The 25105-nt window shown below is 59.7% G+C and carries 18 protein-coding genes and 3 pseudogenes; 10 read left to right on the top strand and 11 right to left on the bottom strand.

Annotation, left to right across the window (positions count from 1 at the left end; all coding sequences use genetic code 11):
* Positions 1-365 precede the first annotated feature (365 nt).
* Positions 366-740, top strand: coding sequence for a succinate dehydrogenase, cytochrome b556 subunit (sdhC, locus tag PSEMO_RS17990; protein ID WP_005005993.1), 375 nt, complete (start codon positions 366-368; stop codon positions 738-740).
* Between the two features lie 619 nt (positions 741-1359).
* Here the strand turns inward: sdhC and PSEMO_RS17985 are convergent.
* Both PSEMO_RS17985 and PSEMO_RS17980 read right to left on the bottom strand, forming a co-directional pair.
* The gene (locus tag PSEMO_RS17985) at positions 1360-4326 is read right to left on the bottom strand and encodes a Tn3-like element ISPa40 family transposase (protein WP_016486919.1); all 2967 of its coding nucleotides are present in this window, start codon (positions 4324-4326) and stop codon (positions 1360-1362) included.
* A 3-nt stretch (positions 4327-4329) separates the two neighbouring features.
* Positions 4330-4890: a recombinase family protein gene (locus PSEMO_RS17980; RefSeq protein ID WP_003117272.1), complete on the bottom strand. Its 561-nt coding sequence runs from the start codon at positions 4888-4890 to the stop codon at positions 4330-4332.
* 310 nt (positions 4891-5200) lie between these two features.
* Here PSEMO_RS17980 and PSEMO_RS34325 point away from each other — a divergent pair.
* The 3 genes and pseudogenes from PSEMO_RS34325 to PSEMO_RS17970 form a co-directional block, all read left to right on the top strand.
* A pseudogene (locus tag PSEMO_RS34325) lies at positions 5201-5965 on the top strand (PAS domain-containing protein); the annotation flags it as partial.
* A gap of 87 nt (positions 5966-6052) precedes the next feature.
* The gene (locus PSEMO_RS34320; protein WP_255260238.1) at positions 6053-6511 is read left to right on the top strand and encodes a methyl-accepting chemotaxis protein; all 459 of its coding nucleotides are present in this window, start codon (positions 6053-6055) and stop codon (positions 6509-6511) included.
* Between the two features lie 20 nt (positions 6512-6531).
* Positions 6532-6790: pseudogene (locus PSEMO_RS17970) on the top strand (Tn3 family transposase); the annotation flags it as partial.
* Positions 6791-6825: 35 nt separating this feature from the next.
* Here the strand turns inward: PSEMO_RS17970 and PSEMO_RS17965 are convergent.
* Together PSEMO_RS17965 and PSEMO_RS17960 are read right to left on the bottom strand one after the other, a co-directional pair.
* Positions 6826-8271, bottom strand: a pseudogene (locus tag PSEMO_RS17965) (MFS transporter); the annotation flags it as partial.
* A 111-nt stretch (positions 8272-8382) separates the two neighbouring features.
* A complete protein-coding gene (locus PSEMO_RS17960) occupies positions 8383-10032 on the bottom strand; it encodes a GMC family oxidoreductase (RefSeq protein ID WP_075804324.1) in 1650 nt (549 codons plus the stop codon).
* Between the two features lie 138 nt (positions 10033-10170).
* On the opposite strand from PSEMO_RS17960, the gene PSEMO_RS17955 reads away from it, so the two are divergent.
* Positions 10171-11058: a LysR family transcriptional regulator gene (locus tag PSEMO_RS17955; protein ID WP_075804323.1), complete on the top strand. Its 888-nt coding sequence runs from the start codon at positions 10171-10173 to the stop codon at positions 11056-11058.
* Here PSEMO_RS17955 and PSEMO_RS17950 read toward each other — a convergent pair.
* Genes PSEMO_RS17950 through PSEMO_RS17940 form a run of 3 tightly spaced genes read right to left on the bottom strand, consistent with a single transcriptional unit; the run spans position 11044 to position 14036 of the window.
* Entirely contained in the window at positions 11044-11865 is an 822-nt protein-coding gene (locus PSEMO_RS17950; protein ID WP_075804322.1) for a sulfite exporter TauE/SafE family protein, read from the bottom strand. The genes PSEMO_RS17955 and PSEMO_RS17950 overlap by 15 nt on opposite strands.
* A complete protein-coding gene (locus tag PSEMO_RS17945) occupies positions 11862-13115 on the bottom strand; it encodes an NAD(P)/FAD-dependent oxidoreductase (protein WP_075804321.1) in 1254 nt (417 codons plus the stop codon). The genes PSEMO_RS17950 and PSEMO_RS17945 overlap by 4 nt, the downstream gene beginning before the upstream one ends.
* Positions 13116-13151: 36 nt before the next feature.
* The gene (locus tag PSEMO_RS17940) at positions 13152-14036 is read right to left on the bottom strand and encodes an MBL fold metallo-hydrolase (RefSeq protein ID WP_075804320.1); all 885 of its coding nucleotides are present in this window, start codon (positions 14034-14036) and stop codon (positions 13152-13154) included.
* A 239-nt stretch (positions 14037-14275) separates the two neighbouring features.
* Here PSEMO_RS17940 and PSEMO_RS17935 point away from each other — a divergent pair, with 239 nt between their 5' ends.
* The gene (locus PSEMO_RS17935) at positions 14276-15565 is read left to right on the top strand and encodes a sigma-54 interaction domain-containing protein (RefSeq protein WP_075804319.1); all 1290 of its coding nucleotides are present in this window, start codon (positions 14276-14278) and stop codon (positions 15563-15565) included.
* 171 nt (positions 15566-15736) lie between these two features.
* On the opposite strand, the gene gyrB is transcribed toward PSEMO_RS17935, so the two are convergent.
* From gyrB to dnaA, 4 genes are read right to left on the bottom strand one after another with little or no spacing between them, the layout of a single operon-like run.
* The gene (gyrB, locus tag PSEMO_RS17930; RefSeq protein ID WP_075804318.1) at positions 15737-18154 is read right to left on the bottom strand and encodes a DNA topoisomerase (ATP-hydrolyzing) subunit B; all 2418 of its coding nucleotides are present in this window, start codon (positions 18152-18154) and stop codon (positions 15737-15739) included.
* 4 nt (positions 18155-18158) lie between these two features.
* The gene (gene recF / locus PSEMO_RS17925) at positions 18159-19262 is read right to left on the bottom strand and encodes a DNA replication/repair protein RecF (protein WP_075804317.1); all 1104 of its coding nucleotides are present in this window, start codon (positions 19260-19262) and stop codon (positions 18159-18161) included.
* A 19-nt stretch (positions 19263-19281) separates the two neighbouring features.
* Positions 19282-20385: a DNA polymerase III subunit beta gene (gene dnaN / locus PSEMO_RS17920; RefSeq protein WP_075804316.1), complete on the bottom strand. Its 1104-nt coding sequence runs from the start codon at positions 20383-20385 to the stop codon at positions 19282-19284.
* A gap of 35 nt (positions 20386-20420) precedes the next feature.
* A complete protein-coding gene (dnaA, locus tag PSEMO_RS17915) occupies positions 20421-21968 on the bottom strand; it encodes a chromosomal replication initiator protein DnaA (protein ID WP_075804315.1) in 1548 nt (515 codons plus the stop codon).
* Positions 21969-22558: 590 nt separating this feature from the next.
* Here dnaA and rpmH point away from each other — a divergent pair.
* Genes rpmH through yidC form a run of 4 tightly spaced genes read left to right on the top strand, consistent with a single transcriptional unit; the run spans position 22559 to position 25025 of the window.
* Positions 22559-22693 (top strand): 50S ribosomal protein L34, encoded by a 135-nt coding sequence (gene rpmH / locus PSEMO_RS17910; protein ID WP_002551315.1) that lies wholly within the window; start codon positions 22559-22561, stop codon positions 22691-22693.
* A gap of 13 nt (positions 22694-22706) precedes the next feature.
* Positions 22707-23111, top strand: coding sequence for a ribonuclease P protein component (rnpA, locus tag PSEMO_RS17905; RefSeq protein WP_075804314.1), 405 nt, complete (start codon positions 22707-22709; stop codon positions 23109-23111).
* Positions 23104-23349 carry a membrane protein insertion efficiency factor YidD gene (gene yidD, locus PSEMO_RS17900; RefSeq protein ID WP_075804313.1) on the top strand — a complete coding sequence of 82 codons (246 nt, stop codon included), beginning with the start codon at positions 23104-23106 and terminating at the stop codon, positions 23347-23349. The genes rnpA and yidD overlap by 8 nt, the downstream gene beginning before the upstream one ends.
* A 2-nt stretch (positions 23350-23351) precedes the next feature.
* Entirely contained in the window at positions 23352-25025 is a 1674-nt protein-coding gene (gene yidC / locus PSEMO_RS17895) for a membrane protein insertase YidC (RefSeq protein ID WP_075804312.1), read from the top strand.
* The last annotated feature ends 80 nt before the right edge of the window (positions 25026-25105 follow it).

Here is a 25105-nt window from a genome sequence, read left to right as displayed (position 1 = left end):
TCACCGCCAGCCCAGCTAGACCGCCTGATTGAGCGGCAGAGGCCTGGTCATCGCCCGACGGCCATGGCGGCTGGCTGCTTCGGGGGGCTTGCCTTGGGCAGGGCTGCAGCTTAGGTTGATGACATTGGGGGAACAGCATGCCCTGCAGAACGACACACGTCACTTTTGTTAAATTAATAAGCTAGCTACCTATTGGGCATAACCTTGCAATTTGCTTCAATTTACGCACATGCACTTGCGACCTCAAAATGCAACGTAAGCCCCGAATATCTCCATTATTGTCGCCGCCAGCCTTAGTTACAGCTGCTATGATGAATGAGATCGAAAACTGAAATCCCCCACTAGAATTGTTGACTGGAGTCAAAATGAATAAAAAGCGGCCGGTTAATCTTGATATTCGAACCATTCAGCTTCCTCTCACGGCGCTTACATCGATTCTGCACCGGATTTCAGGAATTATGCTCTTTATTTTTCTGGGACTGATACTGTATATGCTGAGCAAATCGTTGGAGTCAGAAAAGGGTTTTAATGAAGTCAAGGAGATTTTTTCTTCACCTTTCGGCAAAGTTAGTTTCTGGTTGGTATACTCTTCATTTATTTATCATCTCGTAGCCGGAATTCGACACCTAGTTATGGATGTGGGTGTTGGTCATACTTTGAAAGGCAGCAATCGCGCCTCTACTATTGTTTTAGTAGTGTCGGGTGTTTTAATGGTTGCTGGCGCCGTATGGATTTGGTAGCTGTGGAGTCGTAATGCGTATTTACAAGGACTAAAAGCGTCCTTTAAAGCTAACTTACGAAAGTATTTATAATCGACGGTTCACGCTTAAACGGTTGAATCCTTTCGGGCTTCCGAATAGCTGTTAGCTGAAAGCTATCATGAGCTAAGTTTTCTGTGCATCATCAAATGTGTTAATGGGAGCGCCATAGTACTAGGTACAAATATGGCTCTAGGACAATGTTAGATGTTTTGGATTTTGAGGCGGATCGCTCTTATCGAAGATCGTCTAATTCGCTCTGAAGCGCAGGTTTTTTGAAACTATCACCTGGTTGGCACACTGTGCGAATCAACATCAGATATGAGAAAGCCAATCAGGTGAACACTACCCTCGAGGGCTCATCTGTCCAGTTAAAGCCTCGAGTCTTTCTGGGTGCGCAAAAGACAAGAAGGTTATATGGGAAAATTATGAGGCCTGGATACCATGCGTCATGGGCGTGCCGATGCTGTGAGTGACAGAGCGAGAAGCAAGTGAAAGTCCCTGAAGTAGGGGCGGGATGCGCCCGAGTGGCATTTTTTGTCTTAAGGTAGATCGCGTAGCTGTTCTTGGGGAGCCCGCAGAACTCGGAAAAAATCGTACGCTAAGGTTTTCCGAGCTGCCGCAGCGGCCTGAATTTCCCGTCTTCCAGCTTGCGGCTTTGCCGCCAAACGTAATCGCCGGTCAGGTTGATGTGCTCCCAGCCCAATGGCGAAAGGTATTGCAGTAACTCAGGATTAACTGGCTTGCCTGCCTCTTCTCGGGCCTGGGTCGCGCGCTCCAAGTACACGGTGTTCCACAACACGATGGCGGCCGTCACCAGGTTGAGGCCGCTGGCCCGGTAGCGCTGCTGCTCGAAACTCCGATCCCTGATCTCGCCGAGGCGGTTGAAGAACACCGCCCTGGCCAGGGAGTTACGCGCCTCGCCCTTGTTCAATCCGGCATGCACGCGGCGACGCAGTTCCACGCTTTGCAGCCAATCGAGGATGAACAGCGTGCGCTCGATCCGACCCAGCTCGCGCAGAGCCACGGCCAGGCCGTTCTGGCGCGGGTAGCTGCCAAGCTTGCGCAGCATCAGCGATGCGGTGACGGTGCCCTGCTTGATCGACGCGGCCAGCCGCAGAATCTCGTCCCAGTGAGCGCAGACGTGCTTGATGTTCAGGGTTCCGCCGAGCATTGGACGCAGCGTCGGGTAGTCTTGGACGCTATTGGGCACATACAACTTGGTTTCACCGAGGTCGCGGATGCGCGGCGCGAAGCGGAAGCCCAGCAGGTGCATCAGGGCGAAGACGTGATCGGTGAAGCCAGCCGTGTCGGTGTAGTGCTCCTCGATCCGCAGATCGGACTCGTGGTACAGCAGACCGTCGAGCACGTAGGTGGAATCACGCACGCCTACATTCACCACGCGGGTGCTGAACGGCGCGTACTGGTCAGAGATGTGGGTGTAGAACAGCCGTCCTGGCTCGCTACCGTACTTCGGGTTGACGTGGCCGGTGCTCTCGCCTTTACCGCCGGCACGGAAACGCTGGCCATCGGAGGATGAGGTGGTGCCGTCACCCCAGTTGGCGGCGAAGGCATGCCGGAACTGGCTGTTGACCAGCTCGGCCAGGGCCGTCGAGTAGGTTTCGTCACGGATGTGCCAGGCTTGCAACCAGGACAGCTTGGCGTAGGTCATGCCCGGACTCGACTCGGCCATTTTGGTCAGGCCGAGGTTGATGGCATCGCCCAGGATCGCCGTTAGCAGTAGCGTCCGGTCTTTCGCCTGTGCGCCATCCTTCAGGTGCGTGAAGTGGCGGGTGAAGCCCGTCCATTCATCCACATCCATCAGCAGCTCGGTGATCTTGATGCGCGGCAGTAGCTGGCTGGTCTGGTCGATCAGCGCCTGCGCGGTGTTGGGCACCGCGGAATCCAGCGGGGTGATTTTTAGCCCGGACTCGGTGAGGATGGCATCGGGTAGTTCGTTGTCCTTTGCCAGTCGGGTGACAGTGGCCAGCTGCTCGTCCAGCAGCTGCAAACGCTCTTCCAGGTACTGGTCGCTGTTCGGGTTGATCGCGAGTGGCAGCGCCTGTTCCCGCTTGAGTGCGGCGAATTTCTCGGGAGGCAGTAGGTAGTCATCGAAGTCGCGGAACTGCCGCGAGCCTTTGACCCAGATGTCGCCGGAGCGCAGCGCGTTCTTCAACTCGGACAAGGCGCAGATTTCGTAGAAGCGCCGGTCGATGCCTTCCGGGGTGATCACCAGCGGTTTCCAGCGCGGCTTGATGAAGGCGGTCGGTGCGTCGGAGGGCACCTTGCGCAGATTATCGGCATTCATCTCGCGTAGGGTCTGAACGGCATCCAGCACGGCTTGCGCTGCCGTCGCGGCTCGGAGCTGAAGCACCTCCAGAAAGGCTGGGGTGTAGCGGCGTAGCGTAGCGAAGTTCTCGCTGACCAGGTGCAGGTGGTCGAAGGCTTCCGGCCGGGCCAGCAGCTCGGCCTCAGTGACACTCTGGGTGAACTCGTCCCAGGGAATGACCGCCTCGATGGCGGCGAACGGATCGTCACCGGACTCTTTAGCGTCCAGCAGGGCCTGGCCGATCTTCGAGTACAGGCGCACCTTGTCATTGATCGCTTTGCCCTGCTTCTGGAACTGCTGCTGATGCTTGTGTTTCGCGCCACTGAACAGCTTGACCAGGATGCGGTCGTGCAGATCAACCAGTTCATCGATCACGGTCGCGGTGCTTTCCAGTACCACGGCGACCAGCGTGGCATAGCGCCTCTCCGGTTCGAACTTGCCGAGGTCTTGTGGCGTCATCTGCCCGCCCTCGCGGGCGAGCTTCAGCAATCGGTTCTGGTGGATGTGCCGGCCGAGGCTGTCGGGAAGGCCCACCAGTTGGAAAATCTTCAGCCGCTCGATGTGCTCGATCATGTGCCGCGAGTTCGGCTTCAGCGGTGATTGCCGCAACCAGGTCAACCAAGTGCTGTTGCTGCCGGCCTTAATGGTGAGCAGTTCGTCGAGCTTGGCGTGATGCGATGGGTTCAACGGCTCGACCAGGGCGCGATAGACCCGCCGATTGGCGCGTGCAATGGCCTCCGAACACGCCCGGTCAATAACGCTCAGCGTCGGCAGGATGCGCCGCTTCTGCCGCAAGCTCTCCAGCGCCTGCCCGGCCAGCAGCAAGCCCTTGTCGGTCTGCTGGGCCAGCTCGGTCAACTCGCGCACCAGGGCGCGGAAGTCCGACAGACCGAACGGGGCCAGTTGCAGGTAGGTGCGCAGTTCCAGAGCGTGCTCGCGGCGGGTCACGTCGCGCTCACCGTACTTCGCCCAACTCGCGGGGTCGGCTTGGACTTGCTTGGCCACCCACTGGATCACGGGCTCGGGTAGCGCCGTGTCGTTGCCCAGCGCATAACCAGGGTAGCGCAGCAGGCAGAGCTGCACGGCGAAGCCGAGGCGGTTGCCATCGCCCCGCCGTTGACGGATCAGGGACAGGTCGGAGTCGTTGAAGGTGTAGTAGCGGATCAGGTCATCCTGGCTTTCTGGCAGCGCAAGCAGGGTGTCGCGCTCCGTAGCCGAGAGAATCGAGCGACGCGGCATGGTTCAGTCGTCCGTGCGAAGGTACTGGTAGAGGGTTTCACGGCTGATGCCGAACTCGCGTGCGAGCTGAGCCTTCGGCTCGCCGGCAGCGGCCCGCTGCCGCAACGTGATGGCTTGATCGTCGGAGAGAGCTTTCTTGCGGCCCCGGTAAGCACCGCGCTGCTTGGCCAGGGCGATGCCCTCGCGCTGCCGCTCGCGGATCAGGGCGCGCTCGAACTCGGCAAAGGCCCCCATGACCGACAACATGAGGTTGGCCATGGGCGAGTCCTCGCCGGTGAACACCAACCCCTCCTTCAAGAACTCGATGCGCACGCCGCGCTTGGTCAGCCTTTGCACCAGACGGCGCAGATCGTCGAGGTTGCGCGCCAGGCGATCCATGCTGTGCACCACCACGGTATCGCCTTCGCGGACGAATCCGAGCATGGCTTCCAGCTGCGGGCGCTGGGTGTCCTTGCCCGAGGCCTTGTCGGTGAACAGCTTGCCGATCTCGACCTGCTCAAGTTGGCGTTCCGGGTTCTGGTCGTAACTGCTGACCCGAACGTAACCGATGCGTTGTCCCTGCAAGATGCCTCCATAGGCTGGATGGGCGGTAGGGCTTACGTTGGTTTTTGGTTCCATTGCGCCCTAAGCCTTGAATTTGTCAGGTTGGAATCTATGACCTTGGCAAGCATGTGTCAAAGAATGTGAAAGCAGACTCTATTCTGACGGCGCAGCGTGGCCATTCCTGACATCCAGTTAGGGTATAGCTCAATATGACACATGGCTGCAAATCGCTAATTTACCAACTATAAAGAGCTATGCTCTCAAGAAGCGGTTGCGCTAACCGATACAGTATAAATTAGGCCCCAAGTATTATTTTATTTGCACAAAGGTAATGATTATGTTTTTCAATAAAAACAAACAACTGCTGGACACAGAAAATAAGCTCTCAGAACTACAGTGGCAGCTTGATTCAATAAATCGAAATGTCGCGGAAATCAGATTCAGGCCAGACGGGAGCGTAATCTATGCGAGCAATATCTTTCTAGAGATGCTTGGTTACAAACTCGAAGAAATAGCAGGGCAGCACCACAGAATTTTCTGCGAAAAGAATTATGCTAGCACAGCTGATTATTCGCGCTTCTGGCAGAAATTGGCTGACGGCCATCCTCTATCAGGTTTATTTAGGCGGCTGCGCAAAGACGGTAACTTAATATTGATTGAGGCTACTTATATTCCAGTTCAAAATCAAGATGGAAAAGTTATTGAAATCATTAAGATTGGCTCAGATGTCACTCAGAGAGAAAACGAGTTACTCTCACTAAGAGCCGTCCATGCAGCCATCTCCCGCTCGATGGCGGAGATCGAGTTCACACCTAACGGTGACATTCTGCATGCAAATGAGAATTTCCTCCGTGCTATGGGTTATCGCCTCAGCGATATCAAGGGTCGACACCACCGAATGTTCTGTTTCGATAATTTTTATCAAGAAAATACAAATTTTTGGCAGAGTTTAAAGGGAGGAACTTTTTTCAGCGGGCAATTTGAGCGCAAGACCGCATCGGGAGAGACCATCTATCTTGAGGCCACCTACAACCCCGTCGTTGATGAAGCCGGCCAGGTTGTGAAAGTGTTAAAATTTGCCACCGACGTCAGCTCGCAGAAGCATAAGGCTGATGAAATCCGTCAAGCCGCAGAGCTTTCCTTCACCACCGCCGAGGAGACATCTCAAATTTCCGTGCGGGGCATGGAGTCCCTTGCTAGTTCAATTGAATTATCTCAGAGCACACTTAATTTAATAAACGGTGCGGTTATTTTGATTACACAGCTAAATGCTCAGGCTAAAGATATCGAGAAAATTGTTACCACCATCCAAGGCGTGGCAGAACAAACTAACTTACTAGCACTTAACGCCGCAATTGAAGCTGCCCGAGCGGGTGAAATGGGCCGAGGCTTTGCTGTAGTAGCCGACGAGGTTCGTCAGTTGGCAGCTCGAACTAGCAGTGCCACCGTGGAAATCCAGAATGTGGTAACTGCTAACGGAAAGCTTACTCAGCAACTGAATATAGATATGAACAGCATCGCTAGAAGCGCCGAAGAAAACAACGATCAGATCGCAACTGTAACAACTATTATGCGTGAAATCAGTGACGGTGCAGACCATGTTGCCCGTACCGTATCGACGTTGTTCAAAGACAATAGCTAGTGTCCAGTTTTAGGAAAAATCAGGATCGGAACTTCGAGCCGCAGCGCTACAGAGCCAGAAGCCCAAACTTGGTGACGGCCATCGTGCTATGGAACACGATGTATCTGGAGCGCATCACTTGGGGCTGGTCGAGGCAAGTCGGTGGGCGGCGAGCTGCTGCAATACCTGTTGCCGCTGGGCTGGGAGCACATCAACCTGACTGGCGATTACGTCTGGCGGCAGAGCCGCAGGCTGGAGGTCGGGAAGTTCAGGCCGCTACGATTGCCCGGAAAACCTTAGCGTACGATTTTTTCCGAATTCTGCGGGCACCCCTGATAGGGCAGGGACATCGAGGTGTAGCGGATACGGGTCGGGAACAGCTCGACCATCACCGCCGCCAGCGGGCCGTAGGTCATGGTGGCGATCAGGATCATCACCACGATCAGCAGCACCACCATTGGCTGGTTGACGTTGGCAGCGTCGGCCTTGGCCGGGTAACCGGCCTTGTCGATGGCAGCTCGCATGGCTGCTTCGTCGAAGCCTTCGATGCGCTGATCGCCAACAGTCACCGCCACGGCGCTGCCAGCTGGCATCGCTTGCGAGCTGTACGGCAGGCCCTGCTTGACCAGGAAGGTCTTGACCTTGTCACACGGGCTGTCGAAACGCGCTTTACCCACAGGGTCGAACTGGAAGGTGCAGCCGGCCGAGTCGGCCAGCACCACGATGGGCGCCTGGCGGCTGGCAGCGTCGATCTGCGGATTGGCGTAATGACTGAGCGCCTTGAACAGCGGGAAGTACAGGACGGTCGCCAGCAGCAGGCCGATCATCAGGATCGGCTTGCGCCCCACTCGATCCGACAGCCAGCCGAAGAACACGAAGAACGGCGCACCGATCACCACGCTGATGATCAGCAGGGTGTTGGCCTGGGCCGGGTCCATCTTGAGCATCTGGGTCATGAAGAACAGCACATAGAACTGCGCGGTGTAGAAGGTCACCGCCTGCCCGGCGTTGATGCTGAACAGCGCGGTCAGCACCACCTTGAGGTTGGGCCAGGAGGTGAACGACTCGCGGATCGGCGATTTGCTGACCTTGCCCTGGGCCTTCATTTTCACGAAGGCCGGCGACTCGTGCATGCTCATGCGGATCCAGGTGGAGATCCCCAGCAGGACGATGGACAGCAGGAACGGCAGGCGCCAGCCCCAGGTCTCGAACTGGTCGCCGCTGATGTAGCGGCTGCCCAGCACCACCAGCAGCGATAGCAGCAGGCCGAGGGTCGCGGTGGACTGGATGAAGCCGGTGTGGAAGCCGCGCTTGCCAGGCGGCGCGTGTTCCGCCACATAGGTCGCCGCGCCACCGTACTCACCGCCCAGTGCCAGGCCCTGGAGCATGCGCAGCACCACCAGGATGATCGGGGCGGCAATGCCGATGCTGGCGTAGGTGGGCAGCAGGCCGACGGCGAAGGTCGACAGGCCCATGAGGATGATGGTCACCAGGAAGGTGTACTTGCGTCCGATCATGTCGCCCAGGCGGCCGAACACCAGCGCGCCGAAGGGCCTGACCAGGAAGCCCGCGGCAAAGGCCATCAGCGCGAAGATGAACGCCGTGGTGTCGTTGACTCCGGCGAAGAACTGCTTGCTGATGACCGCGGCCAGGGCCCCGTAGAGAAAAAAGTCATACCACTCGAAAACCGTCCCGAGGGATGACGCGAAAATGATCTTGCGCTCTTCGCGACGGCTGCTGGCCGTCGCGGTTGCGCCCTGTTGCTGGAGGGTGTCCGACATCGTGCTGTCCTCGGCCCCTCCGTGGAGAGGCACAGTGATTATTGTTGTTGTCCACTGTCGACACCGGTCGACTGCTGCCGGTGTCACTCTTGCGCGCCGCCCGGGCAAGGCTCAGGGCGTCGTTATCGTTGCTCGGTCACTGCGGTTGCCGCTGGCCTCATGGCCCTGGCGGATGAGTTGCGCGGCCTTCTCCGCGATCATCAGGGTGGGGGAACAGGTATTGCCGGACACGATGTTCGGCATGATCGAGGCATCGGCGACCCGCAGGCCGGGGATACCGTGCACGCGTAGCTGGGCGTCCACCACATCCAGCGGACCCGAGCCCATGCGACAGGTGCCGGCCGGGTGGAAGATGGTTGTGCCGATCTGGCCGGCGGCCTTTTGCAGTTCTTCCTCGGTATGGGCCGCTGCGCCGGGCAGGTACTCCCGGGGCGAGAAGGGCGCGAGGGCAGGGGAGCCGACGATGGCGCGGGTCAGCCGGATGGCTTGGGCGGCGACCTTGAGGTCTTCGGCTTCGCTGAGGTAGTTGGGATCGATCAGCGGCGCCACGGACGGATCGGCGGAGCGGATATCCACACGCCCGCGGCTGACCGGGCGCAGGTTACACACCGAGGCGGTGAACGCGGCGAAGCGGTGCAGCGGCTCGCCGAAGCGGTCCAGCGACAGCGGCTGGACGTGGTACTGGAGATTGGCCGAGCTCTGTTCCGGGCCACTGCGCACGAAGGCACCCAGCTGACTCGGCGCCATCGCCAGCGGGCCGCTGCGGTCGTAGAGATAGCGCAGGCCCATGCCCATCTTGCCGAACAGGCTGTTGGCGACCTGGTTGAGGGTACGGACGTTATCCACCTGGTAGATCAAGCGCAGTTGCAGATGGTCCTGAAGGTTGCCACCGACACCTGGCAGCTCGTGCTGCACGCCAATGCCCAGGCGTTCCAGCAAAGGCCGCGGGCCGATGCCGGAGCGCTGCAGGATGCCCGGCGAACCCACGGAGCCGGCGCACAGGAGGATCTCGCGACGGGCTTTGAAGTGCTGCCACTGGCCTTCCCGGCGTCCCCGCACTGCTGCGGCACGGCCGTTCTCGAGGATCACCCGGTCGACTTCGACACCGGTCAGCACATCGAGGTTGGGACGGTCGGCGATCGGCCGCAGGAAGGCCTTGGAAGCGTTCCAGCGCACCCCGGCTTTCTGGTTGACCTGAAAGTATCCACAACCCTGGTTGTCGCCACCGTTGAAGTCATCAACGCTGGCGATGCCCTGCTGCGCCGCCGCCTCGCGGAAAGCATCGAGGATCGGCCAGGAATAGCGCTGCTGTTCCACCCGCCACTCACCGTCGCCGCCATGCAGCTCCGCACTGCCGGCGTAGTGCCGTTCGCTGGCCTTGAACAGTGGCAGTACGTCCTTCCAGGCCCAGCCGGCATTGCCTTCGTCAGCCCAGCGATCGTAGTCACCGGCCTGGCCACGCATGTAGATCATGCCGTTGATGGAGGAGCAGCCACCGAGCACCTTGCCCCGTGGATAACCCAGGCTGCGACCGTTGAGGCCGGGCTGGTTCTCGGTCTTGAAGCACCAGTCGGTGCGCGGATTGCCAATGCAGTAGAGGTAGCCCACCGGAATATGAATCCAGGGGTAGTTGTCGCGGCCACCGGCTTCGAGCAGGGCGACGCGGCATCCAGGGTCGGCAGACAGCCGGTTGGCCAGCAGGCAACCGGCAGGGCCGGCACCGACGATGACGTAGTCGTAGGACAGATCGGCTGATGGCATTTCAAACCTCGCGCCTGATTTTTATTCTTGTCTTTGGTCAGTGTTGTTGATTACTTTCGAGATGAAAACGAGAGATTTCACTCAACCGCTGTGCGTTTTAGCGCAACGCCGGCGCGACCAGGGATTAACGGGAACAGCATGTTCGACTGGAATGATCTGCGGTTTTTTCTCGAACTCCAGCGCAGCGGCCGCCTGCTCACCGCCGCCAAGCGCCTCAACACCACCCACAGCACGGTGGCCCGGCATATCGAGAATATCGAGCAGAGCCTGGGTACCGCGTTGTTTGTCCAGCATGCCCAGGGCTATGAACTGACCCCGTCCGGGCAGGCGCTGCTCAAGCACGCAGAGGCGATGGAGAATGTCGCGCTGCTGGCGCAGGAGGAGATCACCCAGGCCATCACGCCGCTGGGCAAGATCCGCCTGGGGGTCACCGAAAGCATCGGCATCGTCTTCTTCACGCCGCGCATGAGCGGGCTGTTCGAGCGTTATCCCGGGCTGGAAGTGGAGCTGGTGGCGGTACCGCGCTTCGTCAGCATCATCAACCGCGAGGCGGAAATCAGCATTCACCTGGAGCGGCCCAACGCCGACCTGCTGATCACCCGCAAGCTCACTGACTACCGCCTGGCGCTCTACGCCAGCCGCGAGTACCTGGCCCGGGCGCCCGCCCTGAACAGCCGCGAGGACCTCGCCCGGCACAGCTGGATCGGCTATGTCGATGACCTGCTGTTCAGCCAGGAGCTGCTGTTCCTGCACAGCTTCTGCCGGGCGCCAAACGTGGTGTTCCGCAGCACCAGCGTGATAGCCCAACAACATGCTGCCCGCGCTGGGCTGGGGATTGCGGTGCTACCCAACTACATGGCCCGTCGCGATCCCGGGCTGGTGCGTATCCTGCCCAGCGAAACCATCCAGCGCAGCTACTGGATTAGCACTCGTCGTGAGCTGCACAAGTCGGTGCGCCTGCGGGTGGTCTGGGACTACCTGCTGGCGCTGTGTGCCGAGGAGCAGGATGAGCTACTGGCCGAGTAGGGTGTTACCCGCCAGCAGCACGGCGGCGCCGATTCCGACCAGGGCGAAGGCCTGTTGCAGGCGTGGGCCGGCCAGGTGATGAGCCACCTGGCGCCCCCCCAGCAACCCGAGCAAGGCACCCACGGCGAACGGCGCACCCACGGCCCAGTGCATCACCCCGCTGAGGCTGGCGGTCAGTACGCTGCCGGTGGAGACCAGGGCGATGACCGCCAGTGAGGTCGCCACCATGCTCTTCATATCGAGGTTGGTGTAGCGGCCGAGGGCAGGAATGATCACGAAGCCTCCTCCGACACCGAGCAGGCCCGACAGCAGGCCGCTGAGCATCCCGGTGAAGGCCAGGGCCCTGGCGCACGGCAGGGTCCAGCGCAGGCGGCCCTGGAGTGGATTGAGCACGCAGGGTTGCATCTGCCGATTGGCGCAGGGGGATTCCCCCCTCAGTTCCCGTCTTGCCTTGAAGAACATCCGCGAGCAGGCGTAGACCAGGACTGCGGAAAATCCCAATGCCAGCGGCGCGTTGGGTAGCCGATGGGCGAGCCACAGGCCAAGGGGAGCCGTGAGCAATCCCAAGGCAGCAATAAAGAACGCCGCCCGATACCGCACCAGCCCCTGACGCCAGCCGAGGATCGCGCCTACAGACGCGGCCAGACCTACCGCCAGCAGACCGACAGGCCCGGCCTCGACCATGGTGAGACCAAGACCGAAGACCAGCAGCGGGACCGCGAGAATCCCGCCACCCGCACCGGTCAGGGCGAGGATCAAGCCGACGATGGCACCCAGCCCACCGCCAAGCAGATCGTGTTCCGTCACGAGCGTGCCTCTTGTGCCGTCTGCGTGGGTTTGGCCAGCCACTCGCGGCCCTTGAGCATACCCCACCAGTAGAGTGGCGGCAGCACCCTTTCCTTCAGCCACCAGGCCAGCCGGGTCGGCTTGCGACCATCCAGCAGCCAGCTCGGGAAGCTCGGCGCCAGCTTGCCGCCATAGGTGAACTCGGCCAGGACGATCTTGCCCCGAGCCACGGTCAACGGGCAGGAACCGTAGCCGTCGTAGGCCATGACCTTCGACAGGCGACCAAGGGCCACCATCACATTGTTGGCCACCACCGGCGCCTGCTTGCGGGCGGCCGCTGCGGTCTTGGCGTTGGTGGTGTTGAGGACGTCGCCGAGGCCGTGGATATCGCCGAAGGTGCGATGACGCAAGGTCGCCGGATCGACATCCAGCCAGCCTCCCGCATCAGCCAGCGAGCTGTTGCGGATGAATTCGGGAGCGACCTGTGGCGGCACCACATGCAGCATGTCGAAGGCCTCGGTCAGGGTTTCGCTGCTGCCATCGGGCAACGTGCGAATGAACGTGGCGCGCTGATTCGGTCCGTCCACGGCGACCAGCCGATGGCTGTAGTTGAGATCGATGCCATAGCGCTCGACATACTCCATCAGCGCCGGCACATAGTCGGCAACACCGAACAGCAGGGCACCGGCATTGAAGAACTGCGCGCGGATCGAACCAAGGCGTTGCTTGCGCAGCCAGTGATCGCAGGACAGGTACATGGCTTTCTGCGGCGCCCCGGCGCACTTGATCGGCATCGGTGGCTGGGTGAAGAGGGCGCGGCCCTCACGCAGGCTCTGCACCAGCTCCCAGGTGTAGGGCGCGAGGTCGTAACGGTAGTTGGAGGTGACGCCGTTGCGGCCAAGGGTTTCCTCCAGGCCTTCGATGGCTTGCCAGTCGAGCTTGAGGCCGGGGCAGATGATCAGCTGGCGGTAGCCGATTTCGTGGCCATCACTCAGGATCACTTTTCTTGCTTCGGGCTCGAAGCGGCTGACGGCCGCCTTGATCCACCTCCCCCCGGAAGGAATGGTCGAGGTCATCGTGCGCGCCGTGCTGGCGGCCTTGAAGATTCCTCCACCGACCATGGTCCAGCCGGGTTGGTAGTAGTGGACGTCGGCGGGATCGATGAGGGCGATATCCAGGGAACGATCACGCGCCAGCAAGCTGGAGGCGACAGCGATCCCGGCGGCACCGGCACCGACGATCAGTACCGTGTGTTGGGTGGCAGCAGGCATGGGTACATCCTTTCTAATAATGGGTTCGAAGCGGGTTTACAGCGCGTTGAGCGGGATCTTCAGGTAGCTCACGCCGTTGTCCTCGGGCTCGGGAAACTGGCCGCTGCGCATGTTGATCTGCACCGACGGCAGCATCAGCACGGGCATCTCCAGGGTGGCGTCGCGGGCCTGGCGCATGGCGGCGAAGTCGTCCTCGCTGACGCCTTCGCGGATGTGAATATTGCTGGCGCGTTGCTCGGCCACCGTGGTCATGTAGCGCAGCTCGCGGCCACCGGGCAGGTAGTCGTGGCACATGAACAGCCGGGTCTGGCCGGGCAGGGCGAGGATGCGCTGGATCGAGCGGAACAGGGTGCGTGCATCGGCACCGGGGAAGTCGCAACGGGCGGTGCCGTAGTCGGGCATGAACAGGGTGTCGCCGACGAAGGCGATGGTCTCTTCCCCGGCTTCAACCAGGTAGGTCATGCAGGCCGGTGTATGTCCCGGGGTGTGCAGCGCGCGCGCCTTCAGGCCGCCGATGCTGAATGTGCTGTCATCGTCGAACAGCACATCGAACTGGCTACCATCCCGGGCGAAACCGGAGCCGGCGTTGAACAGGGCGCCAAAGGTCTTCTGCACCTGGGTGATATGGCTGCCGATCGCCAACTGTCCGCCCAGCGCCTGCTTCAGATAGGCCGCTGCGGAGAGGTGGTCCGCATGCACATGGGTTTCCAGGATCCACTGCACGCTGGCGCCCAGTTCACCAACCCGGGCGATCAGGCGATCGGCGCTGTGGGTATCGGTGCGCCCGGACTTGGGGTCGTAGTCGAGGACGCTGTCGACCAGGGCGCAGTGCCGGGTCTGGTTGTCCATCACCAGGTAGCTGATGGTCCAGGTCGCAGGGTCGAACAGTGCTTCCACATAAAGATTGCAGCCGATGATCATTGTCATTCTCCAGACAGGTTGGCTGGCGCCAGCACGCAGGCTTGCCAATCGTTGCCGTGGGCATTTTCAAGATATGTGCCATGGCTTCGACGACCTTTTGGCCCCGGATTCATTGAGTCTGGACCAGGCGGCTGACAGTGACTGCCGTGGCAGATGGCGGGTGAGTGGCAGACCTTGGCAGTCTTTGGCAGTGCCGGGGTCTTCGGTTAAGCTCGCTGCGAGTTCTGCCAGGTGTCGCCATGACCGTTATCTCCCACCCCGCCATCCAGGCGCTGGTGTCCTATCTCGAGCACGATCCGCAGCCGTCGATCGTGCTCGATACCGACTACAACATCCTTGCCGCCAACGCGGCGTATCAGCGCCAGTTCGGCGGGGGAGCGGTGGGCGCCAAGTGTCATCGCGTCTCGCATCACTACGCCGTGCCCTGTGACCAGGCGGGAGAGGTCTGCCCGATGCGCAAGGCGCGGGAGAGCCGTGTCGCCGAGCGCATGCTGCATGTGCATCACACGCCTAGGGGCCCCGAACATGTGGATGTGGAGTTGCGGCCGATCCTTGATGAGCATGGTCTGGTTATCGCGTTTGTCGAGCGCATGAACCGGATCACCCTGGCGTCGGCTCAGCCGCAGCAGCATGGGCTGGTCGGACGCTCGGCAGCTTTCAAGACGGCTTTGGAAGGGCTGAAAAGGGCAGCGCCGGCACAGATTCCGGTGTTGCTGCAGGGTGAGTCGGGGACAGGGAAAGAGCTGTTTGCCCGGGCGTTGCACCTGGGCAGTTCGCGGGCTGAAGGTCCGTTGGTGGTGGTGGACTGCACCGGGCTCACCGAGTCCCTGTTCGAAAGCGAACTGTTCGGCTACGAGAAAGGCGCCTTCACCGGGGCGCTGCAACGCAAGACCGGGTTGGCGGAAGCGGCCCACGGCGGGACGCTGTTCCTCGATGAGATTGGCGAGGTGCCGTTGGCGATGCAGGTCAAGTTGCTGCGGCTGATCGAGTCGGGCAGTTTCCGGCCGGTGGGGAGCCTGCGTACGGTGCACGCGGATTTTCGTCTGGTCTGCGCCACTCACAAGCCACTGCGGGAAATGGCGGCCGCCGGGACTTTCCGTGAAGACCTCTATTACCGCATCAGCGGCTTCCCGATTCGCCTGCCGTCGTTGAGAGAGCGGGGAGAGGATCTGCCGCTGTTGATCGAGACCTTGTTGCAGCGCATCGCTGGCGCTGCGGCGCCGCAGGTCGACAAGCAGGCTTTGCGTTTGCTTCAGGCCTATAGCTTTCCCGGGAATATCCGGGAGCTACGGAATGTTCTGGAGCGGGCGAGGTTGTTTGCGGATGATGGGGTGATTCGGGGGGAGCATTTGCCTGAGGAGATCAGTGGAGCTGGGTTGGGTGTTGCTGGACGTCGCATTGCTCCAGATGAGCGAAGGCGGTTGGCACATGCATTGGAGAGCTTCGATGGGCCGCGAAGTGAGCTGGCGAAGCATCTGGGGGTGAGTGAGCGAACCCTCTATCGGCGCTTGAAAGAACTCGGGGTCTAGTAATGTTTCACGTGGAACACTTCAAAACCGTATTCCCATATTGACCATTCGCGCCACTTCGCCACACACGAAGAACTCCAGCCGCGCCACTCGAAAACGCCACTTTCCCTTCGCCTATAAAAAAGGCCAACCCCGAAGGGTTGGCCTTTTCAGCAAGCAACCTGCGACCAATCAGAAGTCCAGGTTAGCCACCGACAGCGCATTGCTTTCAATGAACTCCCGACGAGGTTCCACCGCATCCCCCATCAGGGTGTTGAAGATCTGATCGGCAGCGATCGCGTCTTCGATGGTGACTTTGAGCATGCGACGCACGGTCGGGTCCATGGTGGTTTCCCACAGCTGGTCCGGGTTCATCTCGCCGAGACCTTTATATCGCTGGATGGTGTGGCGCTTGGTGCTTTCGGTCATCAGCCAGTCCAGACCTTCCTTAAACTCGTTGATGGCTTTCTTGCGCTCACCACGCTGAACGTAGGCGCCGTCTTCCAGCAACGAGGCGAGCTGTGCTCCGAGAGCGGTGACAGTGCGGTAGTCGTTGCTGCCGAAGAAGTCACGGTTGAAGGTGACATAGCTGGCCAAGCCGTGGGAGGTGATTTCCACTTCCGGCAGCCAGATATTGCGCTCGCGGTCTTCACGCAGGCTGGCCTTGTACAGCAGGCCGGATTTCTCGACGCCGTTCAAACGCTCCTGGAACTTGCCCAACCATTCCTGCATCTTGGCCTGGTCGGCCAGTTGCTCAACGGAAACCGCAGGCAGGTACAGGAAGTGCTCGGTCAGCTCCTGTGGATACAGGCGCGACAGACGCTTGAGGGTTTTCATCACACCGCGGAATTCGTTGACCAGGGTTTCCAGCGCAGGGCCGGAAATTGCCGGGGCCGACTCGTTCAGGTACAGGGCAGCGTCTTCCAGGGCCGACTGGGTCATGTACTCTTCCATGGCCTCGTCGTCCTTGATGTACTGCTCCTGCTTACCCTTCTTGACCTTGTACAGCGGCGGCTGGGCGATGTAGATGTAGCCACGCTCGATCAGCTCTGGCAACTGACGGAAGAAGAAGGTCAGCAGCAGGGTACGGATGTGCGAACCGTCGACGTCAGCATCGGTCATGATGATGATGTTGTGATAGCGCAGTTTGTCGATGTTGTACTCTTCGCGACCGATACCGCAGCCCAGCGCGGTGATCAGGGTGCCGACTTCCTGCGAGGAGATCATCTTGTCGAAACGGGCTTTCTCGACGTTGAGGATCTTGCCCTTCAACGGCAGGATGGCCTGGGTCTTGCGGTTACGACCTTGCTTGGCCGAGCCACCCGCGGAGTCACCCTCCACCAGGTACAGTTCGGAGAGGGCAGGGTCCTTCTCCTGGCAGTCCGCCAGTTTGCCCGGCAGGCCTGCGATATCCAGTGCACCTTTGCGGCGAGTCATTTCACGGGCTTTACGCGCAGCTTCACGGGCACGGGCAGCGTCGATCATCTTGCCGACAACGGCCTTGGCTTCGTTCGGGTTTTCCAGGAGGAAGTCGGAGAAGTACTTGCCCATCTCCTGTTCCACGGCAGTCTTCACTTCCGAGGAAACCAGCTTGTCCTTGGTCTGCGAACTGAACTTCGGATCCGGTACCTTGACCGAGATGATCGCGGTCAGGCCTTCACGGGCATCGTCACCGGTGGTCGCGACCTTGTTCTTCTTGGCCAGACCTTCCTGCTCGATGTAGTTGTTCAGGTTACGGGTCAGCGCGGAGCGGAAACCCACCAGGTGGGTACCACCGTCGCGCTGCGGAATGTTGTTGGTGAAGCACAGCAGGTTTTCGTTGAAGCTGTCGTTCCATTGCAGGGCAATCTCGACGCCTACGCCATCATCACGCTGGACGCTGAAGTGGAAGACCTGGTTCACCGCCGTCTTGTTGGTGTTCAGGTATTCAACGAATGCGCGCAGACCACCTTCGTAGCGGAAGAACTCTTCCTTGCCGGCACGCTCGTCCTTCAGTTGGATGCCGACGCCGGAGTTCAGGAAGGAGAGTTCACGAATCCGCTTGGCCAGGATGTCCCAGCTGAAGTGGATATTCTTGAAGGTCTCAGCCGAAGGCTTGAAGTGAATCTGGGTACCGGTGGTTTCACTTTCGCCAACGATTTTCATCGGGGCTTGTGGAACACCGTGAACGTAGACCTGCTCCCAGATCTTGCCGCTACGGCGAACGGTCAGGGTCAGCTCCTCGGAGAGGGCGTTCACTACCGAAACACCTACACCGTGCAGACCGCCGGAAACCTTGTAGGAGTTGTCGTCGAATTTACCGCCGGCGTGGAGAACGGTCATGATGACCTCAGCCGCGGAAACCCCTTCCTCTTTATGCACATCGACCGGGATACCGCGACCGTTGTCGCGTACGGTGATGGATTCGTCAGGGTGAATGATTACGGTGATGTCGTCGCAATGGCCGGCGAGGGCTTCGTCGATCGAGTTGTCGACCACCTCGAACACCATGTGGTGCAGGCCGCTACCATCATCGGTGTCGCCGATGTACATACCGGGACGTTTGCGTACGGCATCAAGCCCTTTCAGCACCTTGATGCTGGAGGAGTCGTACGTTTGATTTTCGCTCATGCCTTCACTCCCGATGGTCGTGGGTCTGGGTGATACGGCCCTGTTCCACGTGGAACAAAGCAACCGGCGTATCCGTTTGCCAGCCTTCCCTCAGTAATTCGTGGTCTACACAGGTGATAAATACCTGGCAGCGTAAGTCTTCCAGCAAGCGGCACAGTGCACGACGGTGTTGCTCGTCCAGCTCGGACGGCAAGTCATCCACCAGGTAAATACACTGACCGCGGCGCGCCTGGCTGACCAGGTGTCCTTGGGCGATACGCAGCGCACAGACCACCAGCTTCTGCTGACCGCGGGACAAGATATCCGCGGCATTGTTGGCGCCCAGTCGGAGGCGCAAATCTGCGCGTTGCGGACCAGCCTGGGTATGCCCCATCTGCTGGTCACGTTGAAGAGAGGCCGCGAGCACATCAGTCAGCTCCCGGTCCTTGTCCCACCCACGGTAATAACTGAGGGTCAGGCCTTCGAGATCCAGCAGTTCGCCAAGGATCTGTTCGAAGACAGGCTTCAACGCTTTGATGTAGTTACGGCGATATTCGTCGATTTCAGCGCTGGCCAAGGACAATTCACGGTCCCAGGCCGCTTGCGAAACGGCGTCAAGTGTACCATGCCGCAGCCATGAGTTTCGCTGCCGCAGCGCCTTCTGCAAGCGCTGCCAGGTTCCCATAAAGCGGGGTTCCACGTGGAACACTCCCCAATCGAGAAACTGTCGGCGGATCTTCGGCGCGCCTTCAAGCAGGCGGAAACTGTCCGGATTGATCAGCTGGAGTGGCAGGATTTCCGCCAGCTGCGCGGTACCACGGGCGTTTTGCCCGTCGATACGAATGGTGAAATCTCCCTGGCGTTCCCGGGAAACCCCCAGGTTGCTCGATGCACCATCCTCCAGCGCGACCTGGCCAAACACCGTACACACGGCTTCTTCATATTGAATGACCGGGTTAAGACGAGTGCTGCGGAAGGAGCGCGCCAGCCCCAACAGATGAATGGCTTCCAGCACGCTGGTTTTGCCACTGCCATTGGCGCCGTAGAGGATATTGATACGCGGGGAGGGGGAGAAGGTCACCGGGTGCAGGTTGCGCACCGCGGTGACAGAGACACGACTTAGGGACATCTGGAATTGTCTGGAAAGATTACAGACGCATCGGCATGACGACATAGGAGGAATCGTCGTTGTCCGCTTCCTGCAGCAGGGCACTGCTGTTGGAGTCGGACAGGATCAGACGAACCTGCTCGGTAGTCATTACGCCCAGCACGTCGAGCAGATAGCTGACGTTGAAGCCGATTTCCAGGGATGCACCGTTGTAGTCGACGCTGATTTCTTCTTCCGCTTCTTCCTGCTCCGGGTTGTTCGCCTGGATCTTCAGCTGACCGGCAGCCAGTTGCAGACGGATACCACGGTACTTCTCGTTGGACAGGATCGCGGTACGGCTGAAGGCTTCACGCAGTGCCTGACGATCGCCCAGCACCAGCTTGTCGCCGCCTTTCGGCAGGACGCGCTCGTAGTCAGGGAACTTGCCGTCCACCAGTTTCGAGGTGAAGGTGAATTCGCCGGTGGTAGCACGGATATGGTGCTGACCCAGGACGATGCTGACCGTGCCATCCGGCTCGGTGAGCAGGCGCGCCAGCTCGAGGATACCTTTACGCGGCACGATGACCTGGTGACGATCGGCCTGGCCGATGTCGGCGCTCATCGAGCACATGGCCAGACGGTGACCGTCAGTGGCGACTGCACGCAGGGTGCCTGTGGATACTTCCAGCAGCATGCCGTTCAGGTAGTAGCGCACGTCCTGCTGGGCCATGGCGAAGCTGGTGCGTTCGATCAGGCGACGCAGGCGGCTTTGCTCTAGGGTGCAGGTCAGCGAGCCCGGACCTTCTTCCACAGTCGGGAAGTCATTGGCAGGCAGGGTCGACAGGGTGAAGCGGCTACGACCGGCCTTGACCAGCAACTTCTGCTCGTCGACCTTGATGTCGATCAGCGCATCGTTGGGCAGGCTTTTGCAGATATCCATCAGCTTGCGCGCAGGTACGGTGATCTCGCCTGGCTCGGCTGGCTCTTCCAGTTGAACACGGCCAACCAGTTCCACTTCCAGGTCGGTACCGGTCAGCGACAACTGCTGACCCTGGACCACCAGCAGTACGTTGGACAGTACCGGCAAGGTCTGGCGGCGCTCGACGACGCCTGCGACCAGTTGCAGGGGTTTCAACAGGGCTTCGCGTTGAATGGTGAAATGCATGGTCTAGTCCCTTGCCTTGAAAAGCTGCGCTGACATCAGGTCGTCAGGGTCCGCAGCAGGTTCTTGTAATCCTCGCGGATATCCGCGTCGGATTCCTTGAGCTCGTTGATCTTGCGGCAGGCGTGCAACACGGTGGTGTGGTCGCGCCCGCCGAATACGTCGCCGATCTCCGGCAGACTGTGGTTGGTCAGTTCCTTGGACAGGGCCATGGCCACCTGACGCGGCCGGGCCACCGAACGCGAACGACGCTTGGAGAGCAGATCGGAGATCTTGATCTTGTAGTACTCGGCGACGGTGCGCTGGATGTTATCCACACTGACCAGTTTGTCCTGCAGCGCCAGCAGGTCCTTCAGCGATTCGCGAATCAGCTCGATGGTGATGTCGCGGCCCATGAAGTGGGAGTGAGCGATCACTCGCTTCAGGGCGCCTTCCAGTTCACGAACGTTGGAACGGATGCGCTGGGCAATGAAGAACGCGGCGTCGTGCGGTAGGTCGACCTTGGCCTGGTCGGCCTTCTTCATCAGGATCGCCACCCGGGTTTCCAGCTCCGGCGGCTCGACCGCAACGGTCAGGCCCCAGCCAAAGCGGGATTTCAGACGCTCTTCCAGGCCTTCGATTTCCTTCGGATAACGGTCGCTGGTGAGGATCACCTGCTGGCCGCCTTCAAGAAGGGCGTTGAAGGTGTGGAAAAACTCTTCCTGGGAACGCTCCTTGCGGGCGAAGAACTGGATGTCGTCGATGAGCAGGGCGTCCACCGAACGGTAGAAACGCTTGAACTCGTTGATCGCATTCAGCTGCAGTGCCTTGACCATGTCAGCGACAAAGCGTTCGGAGTGCAGGTAGACAACCTTGGCGTTGGGATTCTTCTTGAGCAGGTGGTTACCCACAGCGTGCATCAAGTGAGTCTTACCCAGACCCACGCCCCCATAAAGGAAGAGCGGGTTGTAGCCGTGCTTGGGGTTGTCTGCCACCTGCCAGGCCGCAGCGCGGGCCAGCTGGTTGGATTTACCTTCGACGAAGTTCTCGAAGGTGAAGGTCCGGTTCAGGTAGCTGGTGTGCTTGAGCGCACCTTCGACCTGGACGGTGCGTTGTTCCGAACGGCCGTTGGCGGCGACAGGTGCTGCGGCCGGAGCATCGCCGCCCATGGCGTCGAAGCTGTCCCGGGACGGTGCGTCTTCCACCACCGGCTCGGCAACAGGTGCCGCCGGTTTGTGGTTGACCGGCTCGCTGACTGCTGGCGCCGGGACCTGAGCGGCCTGGGCTGCAGCGGCTTGCGCCTGGGAAGCGGCCACGGCAGCTGCCAGCGGTGCATTCGGCGCGGCACGCGGTGCCGAGCTGCGACGGCTGCCTATTAATAAGGAGAGCGCAGGCACCGAACCGTTGCCGTGTTCGCCGAGCAGTTCGAGCAAACGACCCAGATACTTTTCATTCACCCAGTCGAGCACAAAGCGGTTAGGCGCGTAGACGCGCAACTCGTCGCCTTCGGCTTCGACTTGTAGTGGACGGATCCAGGTATTGAATTGCTGGGTAGGCAGCTCATCGCGCAGAAGCTCCACGCACTGCTGCCAAAGTTCCACTGACACGGATATCCCCTGAATTTGAAAGCCTGCAAAGGCCGGTGAGGCAAAAACAAGCCGCCATTGTACCGGGCACCCGCGTACTTATCCACACGCAGGCGACTCAAGAGCCATGCTAAATCAGTCATTTGCCGACCAAAATGCACTCCAGGTGGTGTGAATAAGCTCTGTGGATAACCGTCCACGAGGGCTATGCACAAGTCGGGGTCCAACCCTGTGGAAAACTCGCCTGTTGATAACTGCCTTTTTTATCCACTGCTTTTGCGCCTGTGCGGCACAGGCAAAGCACCGTTTCCCGACAGGGTTATCAATCTCTGTACAGTACGTAAAATGTGGCCTGTAGCGATCTATCCACAGAAATTCTCGAGCTAAGATTCATAAGTTCTTCAGAAAAGCTTTAAATACCTCTCCTCTTTTTTTCTATGTTTAACCGCGATGACCCTGACGAACCTGCCCGGATCGAATCCGTGGCCGGTTCATCTCCCTATAAGGAAAAGCTGGTTGGAAATTGACCTACGGGCTTGCTTTCTCTAGAATCGCCGGTCTCTTAAAACGGGGGCCATTCCGGCCCGTAGTCACGAACCAGGTAACACGCCATGAAACGTACTTTCCAACCAAGCACCATCAAGCGCGCTCGCACTCACGGTTTCCGTGCACGTATGGCCACCAAGAACGGCCGTGCTGTTCTGTCCCGCCGTCGTGCCAAAGGCCGTAAGCGCCTGGCAGTTTGATTTTTCGGCATAGGTGGTGAGTCAGGACTTCAGTCGGGATAAACGTCTACTGACACCCCGACACTTCAAAGCGGTCTTTGACTCTCCATCAGGCAAGGTGCCCGGCAAGAGTCTCTTGCTCCTTGCCCGCGAGAACGGACTGGATCACCCCCGCCTGGGCCTGGTGATCGGCAAAAAAGCCGTGAAGCTTTCCGTTCAGCGCAATCGCCTGAAGCGTTTGATGCGCGATTCGTTCCGTCTGCACCAGGACATCCTGGTCGGCTGGGACATAGTCATCGTCGCGCGCAAAGGCCTTGGCGACGTAGAAAACCCGGAATTGCACCAGCATTTTGGCAAGATCTGGAAGCGCCTCGCTCGTACTCGGCCCTCTCCAGAGGTCAAGACCGAATCCGTAGGGGTGGACCGTCCAGATGCGTAAACTGGCCCTCGTTCCGATCCAGTTTTACCGTTACGCCATCAGCCCGTTGATGGCCAGTCATTGCCGTTTCTACCCAAGTTGCTCCTGCTATGCGTACGAAGCCATTGAAACTCATGGTCTCTTGCGTGGCGGGTGGCTGACCGTTCGTCGGCTGGGTCGTTGTCATCCCTGGAATGCAGGCGGTTTTGATCCGGTTCCGCCCATTCCTCCTTCCCGTACTTCTTCGATAGCCGAGTAATCATGGATATTAAACGCACGATCCTGATCGCCGCCCTGGCAATCGTGTCCTATGTCATGGTCCTCAAGTGGAACCAGGACTACGGCCAGGCTGCCTTGCCGAATCAGACTGCTGCCTCCAGCACCATCGCGCCGTCCCTGCCGGACAGCCCGAATGCCGGCACTTCCAACGCCGATATTCCGAGCGTCAACGCCGAAACCCCGGCCGAACTGGCGCCGGTCGCTGTCAGCAAGGACCTGATCCGGGTCAAGACCGATGTCCTCGATCTGGCTATCGACCCAACCGGTGGTGACATCGTCCAGCTGACCCTGCCGAAGTACCCGCGTCGCCAGGATCACCCGGAAATTCCATTCCAGCTGTTCGACAACGGTAGTGAGCGCGTTTATCTGGCCCAGAGCGGCCTGATCGGCGCCAACGGCCCGGACGCACGTGCCGCTGGTCGCCCGCTGTACGCCGCCGAGCAGAAAAGTTATCAACTGGCTGACGGCCAGGACCAACTGGTCGTCGACCTGAAGTTCAGCGAAGGCGGTGTCAACTACATCAAGCGCTTCACCCTGAACCGCGGCGAGTACGACCTGAAGGTCAGCTACCTGATCGACAACCAGAGCGGCCAGGCCTGGACCGGCAACATGTTCGGCCAGCTTAAGCGTGACGCCAGCTCCGATCCTTCCTCGTCGACCGCCACTGGTACCGCCACCTACCTGGGTGCTGCCCTGTGGACAAGTTCTGAGCCCTACAAGAAAGTGTCCATGAAGGACATGGACAAGGGCAATTTGAAAGAAAATGTGAACGGCGGCTGGGTCGCCTGGCTGCAGCACTACTTCGTAACGGCCTGGATCCCGGAAAGCTCGGATAACAACTTCGTTCAGACCCGCAAGGACAGCCAAGGCAACTACATCATCGGCTACAACGGCCCTGCGCTGAACGTCGCCGCGGGTGCCAAGGCCGAAACCAGCAGCACCCTGTATGCCGGTCCGAAGATCCAGAGCAAGCTGAAAGAGTTGTCCCCAGGCCTGGAACTGACCGTCGACTACGGCATCCTGTGGTTCATTGCCCAGCCGATCTTCTGGCTGCTGCAACATATCCACAGCCTGCTCGGCAACTGGGGCTGGTCGATCATCGTCCTGACCATGCTGATCAAGGGCCTGTTCTTCCCGCTGTCCGCCGCCAGCTACCGTTCGATGGCGCGCATGCGTGCCGTTGCGCCGCGCCTGGCCCAGCTGAAAGAGCAGTTCGGTGACGATCGCCAGAAGATGTCCCAGGCGATGATGGAGCTGTACAAGAAAGAGAAGATCAATCCGCTGGGTGGCTGCTTGCCGATCCTGGTGCAGATGCCGGTCTTCCTGTCGCTGTACTGGGTACTCCTGGAAAGCGTCGAGATGCGTCAGGCCCCATGGATGTTCTGGATCACCGACCTGTCGATCAAGGATCCGTTCTTCATCCTGCCGATCATCATGGGCGCGACCATGTTCATCCAGCAGCAGCTGAACCCGACTCCACCGGATCCGATGCAGGCCAAGGTGATGAAAATGATGCCGATCATCTTCACCTTCTTCTTCCTGTGGTTCCCTGCTGGTCTGGTTCTGTACTGGGTTGTGAACAACTGCCTGTCCATCGCACAGCAGTGGTACATCACCAACAGCATCGAGAAAGCGACCAAGAAGGCCGCAGCCTGACGGATTAGCCAGCTAATCTGTGGATAAACGCCCCACTCGTGGGGCGTTTTGCTATCTGACGTTTTTGTTCCGAGGCCATG

The organism is Pseudomonas putida, assembly GCF_001941965.1.
Lineage (GTDB): Bacteria > Pseudomonadota > Gammaproteobacteria > Pseudomonadales > Pseudomonadaceae > Aquipseudomonas > Aquipseudomonas putida_L.
Note: the sequence above shows the minus strand (reverse complement) of the source record. Positions and strands in the feature narration are given on the sequence as shown.

Bases quoted from the DNA above. Each gene is read 5' to 3' on its own strand.
- sdhC (WP_005005993.1), top strand. From the start codon at position 366: ATGAATAAAAAGCGGCCGGTTAATCTTGATATTCGAACCATTCAGCTT.
- PSEMO_RS17985 (WP_016486919.1), bottom strand. From the start codon at position 4,326: ATGCCGCGTCGCTCGATTCTCTCGGCTACGGAGCGCGACACCCTGCTT.
- PSEMO_RS34320 (WP_255260238.1), top strand. From the start codon at position 6,053: ATGGAGTCCCTTGCTAGTTCAATTGAATTATCTCAGAGCACACTTAAT.
- PSEMO_RS17960 (WP_075804324.1), bottom strand. From the start codon at position 10,032: ATGCCATCAGCCGATCTGTCCTACGACTACGTCATCGTCGGTGCCGGC.
- PSEMO_RS17955 (WP_075804323.1), top strand. From the start codon at position 10,171: ATGTTCGACTGGAATGATCTGCGGTTTTTTCTCGAACTCCAGCGCAGC.
- PSEMO_RS17945 (WP_075804321.1), bottom strand. From the start codon at position 13,115: ATGCCTGCTGCCACCCAACACACGGTACTGATCGTCGGTGCCGGTGCC.
- PSEMO_RS17940 (WP_075804320.1), bottom strand. From the start codon at position 14,036: ATGATCATCGGCTGCAATCTTTATGTGGAAGCACTGTTCGACCCTGCG.
- PSEMO_RS17935 (WP_075804319.1), top strand. From the start codon at position 14,276: ATGACCGTTATCTCCCACCCCGCCATCCAGGCGCTGGTGTCCTATCTC.
- gyrB (WP_075804318.1), bottom strand. From the start codon at position 18,154: ATGAGCGAAAATCAAACGTACGACTCCTCCAGCATCAAGGTGCTGAAA.
- recF (WP_075804317.1), bottom strand. From the start codon at position 19,262: ATGTCCCTAAGTCGTGTCTCTGTCACCGCGGTGCGCAACCTGCACCCG.
- dnaN (WP_075804316.1), bottom strand. From the start codon at position 20,385: ATGCATTTCACCATTCAACGCGAAGCCCTGTTGAAACCCCTGCAACTG.
- rpmH (WP_002551315.1), top strand. From the start codon at position 22,559: ATGAAACGTACTTTCCAACCAAGCACCATCAAGCGCGCTCGCACTCAC.
- yidD (WP_075804313.1), top strand. From the start codon at position 23,104: ATGCGTAAACTGGCCCTCGTTCCGATCCAGTTTTACCGTTACGCCATC.
- yidC (WP_075804312.1), top strand. From the start codon at position 23,352: ATGGATATTAAACGCACGATCCTGATCGCCGCCCTGGCAATCGTGTCC.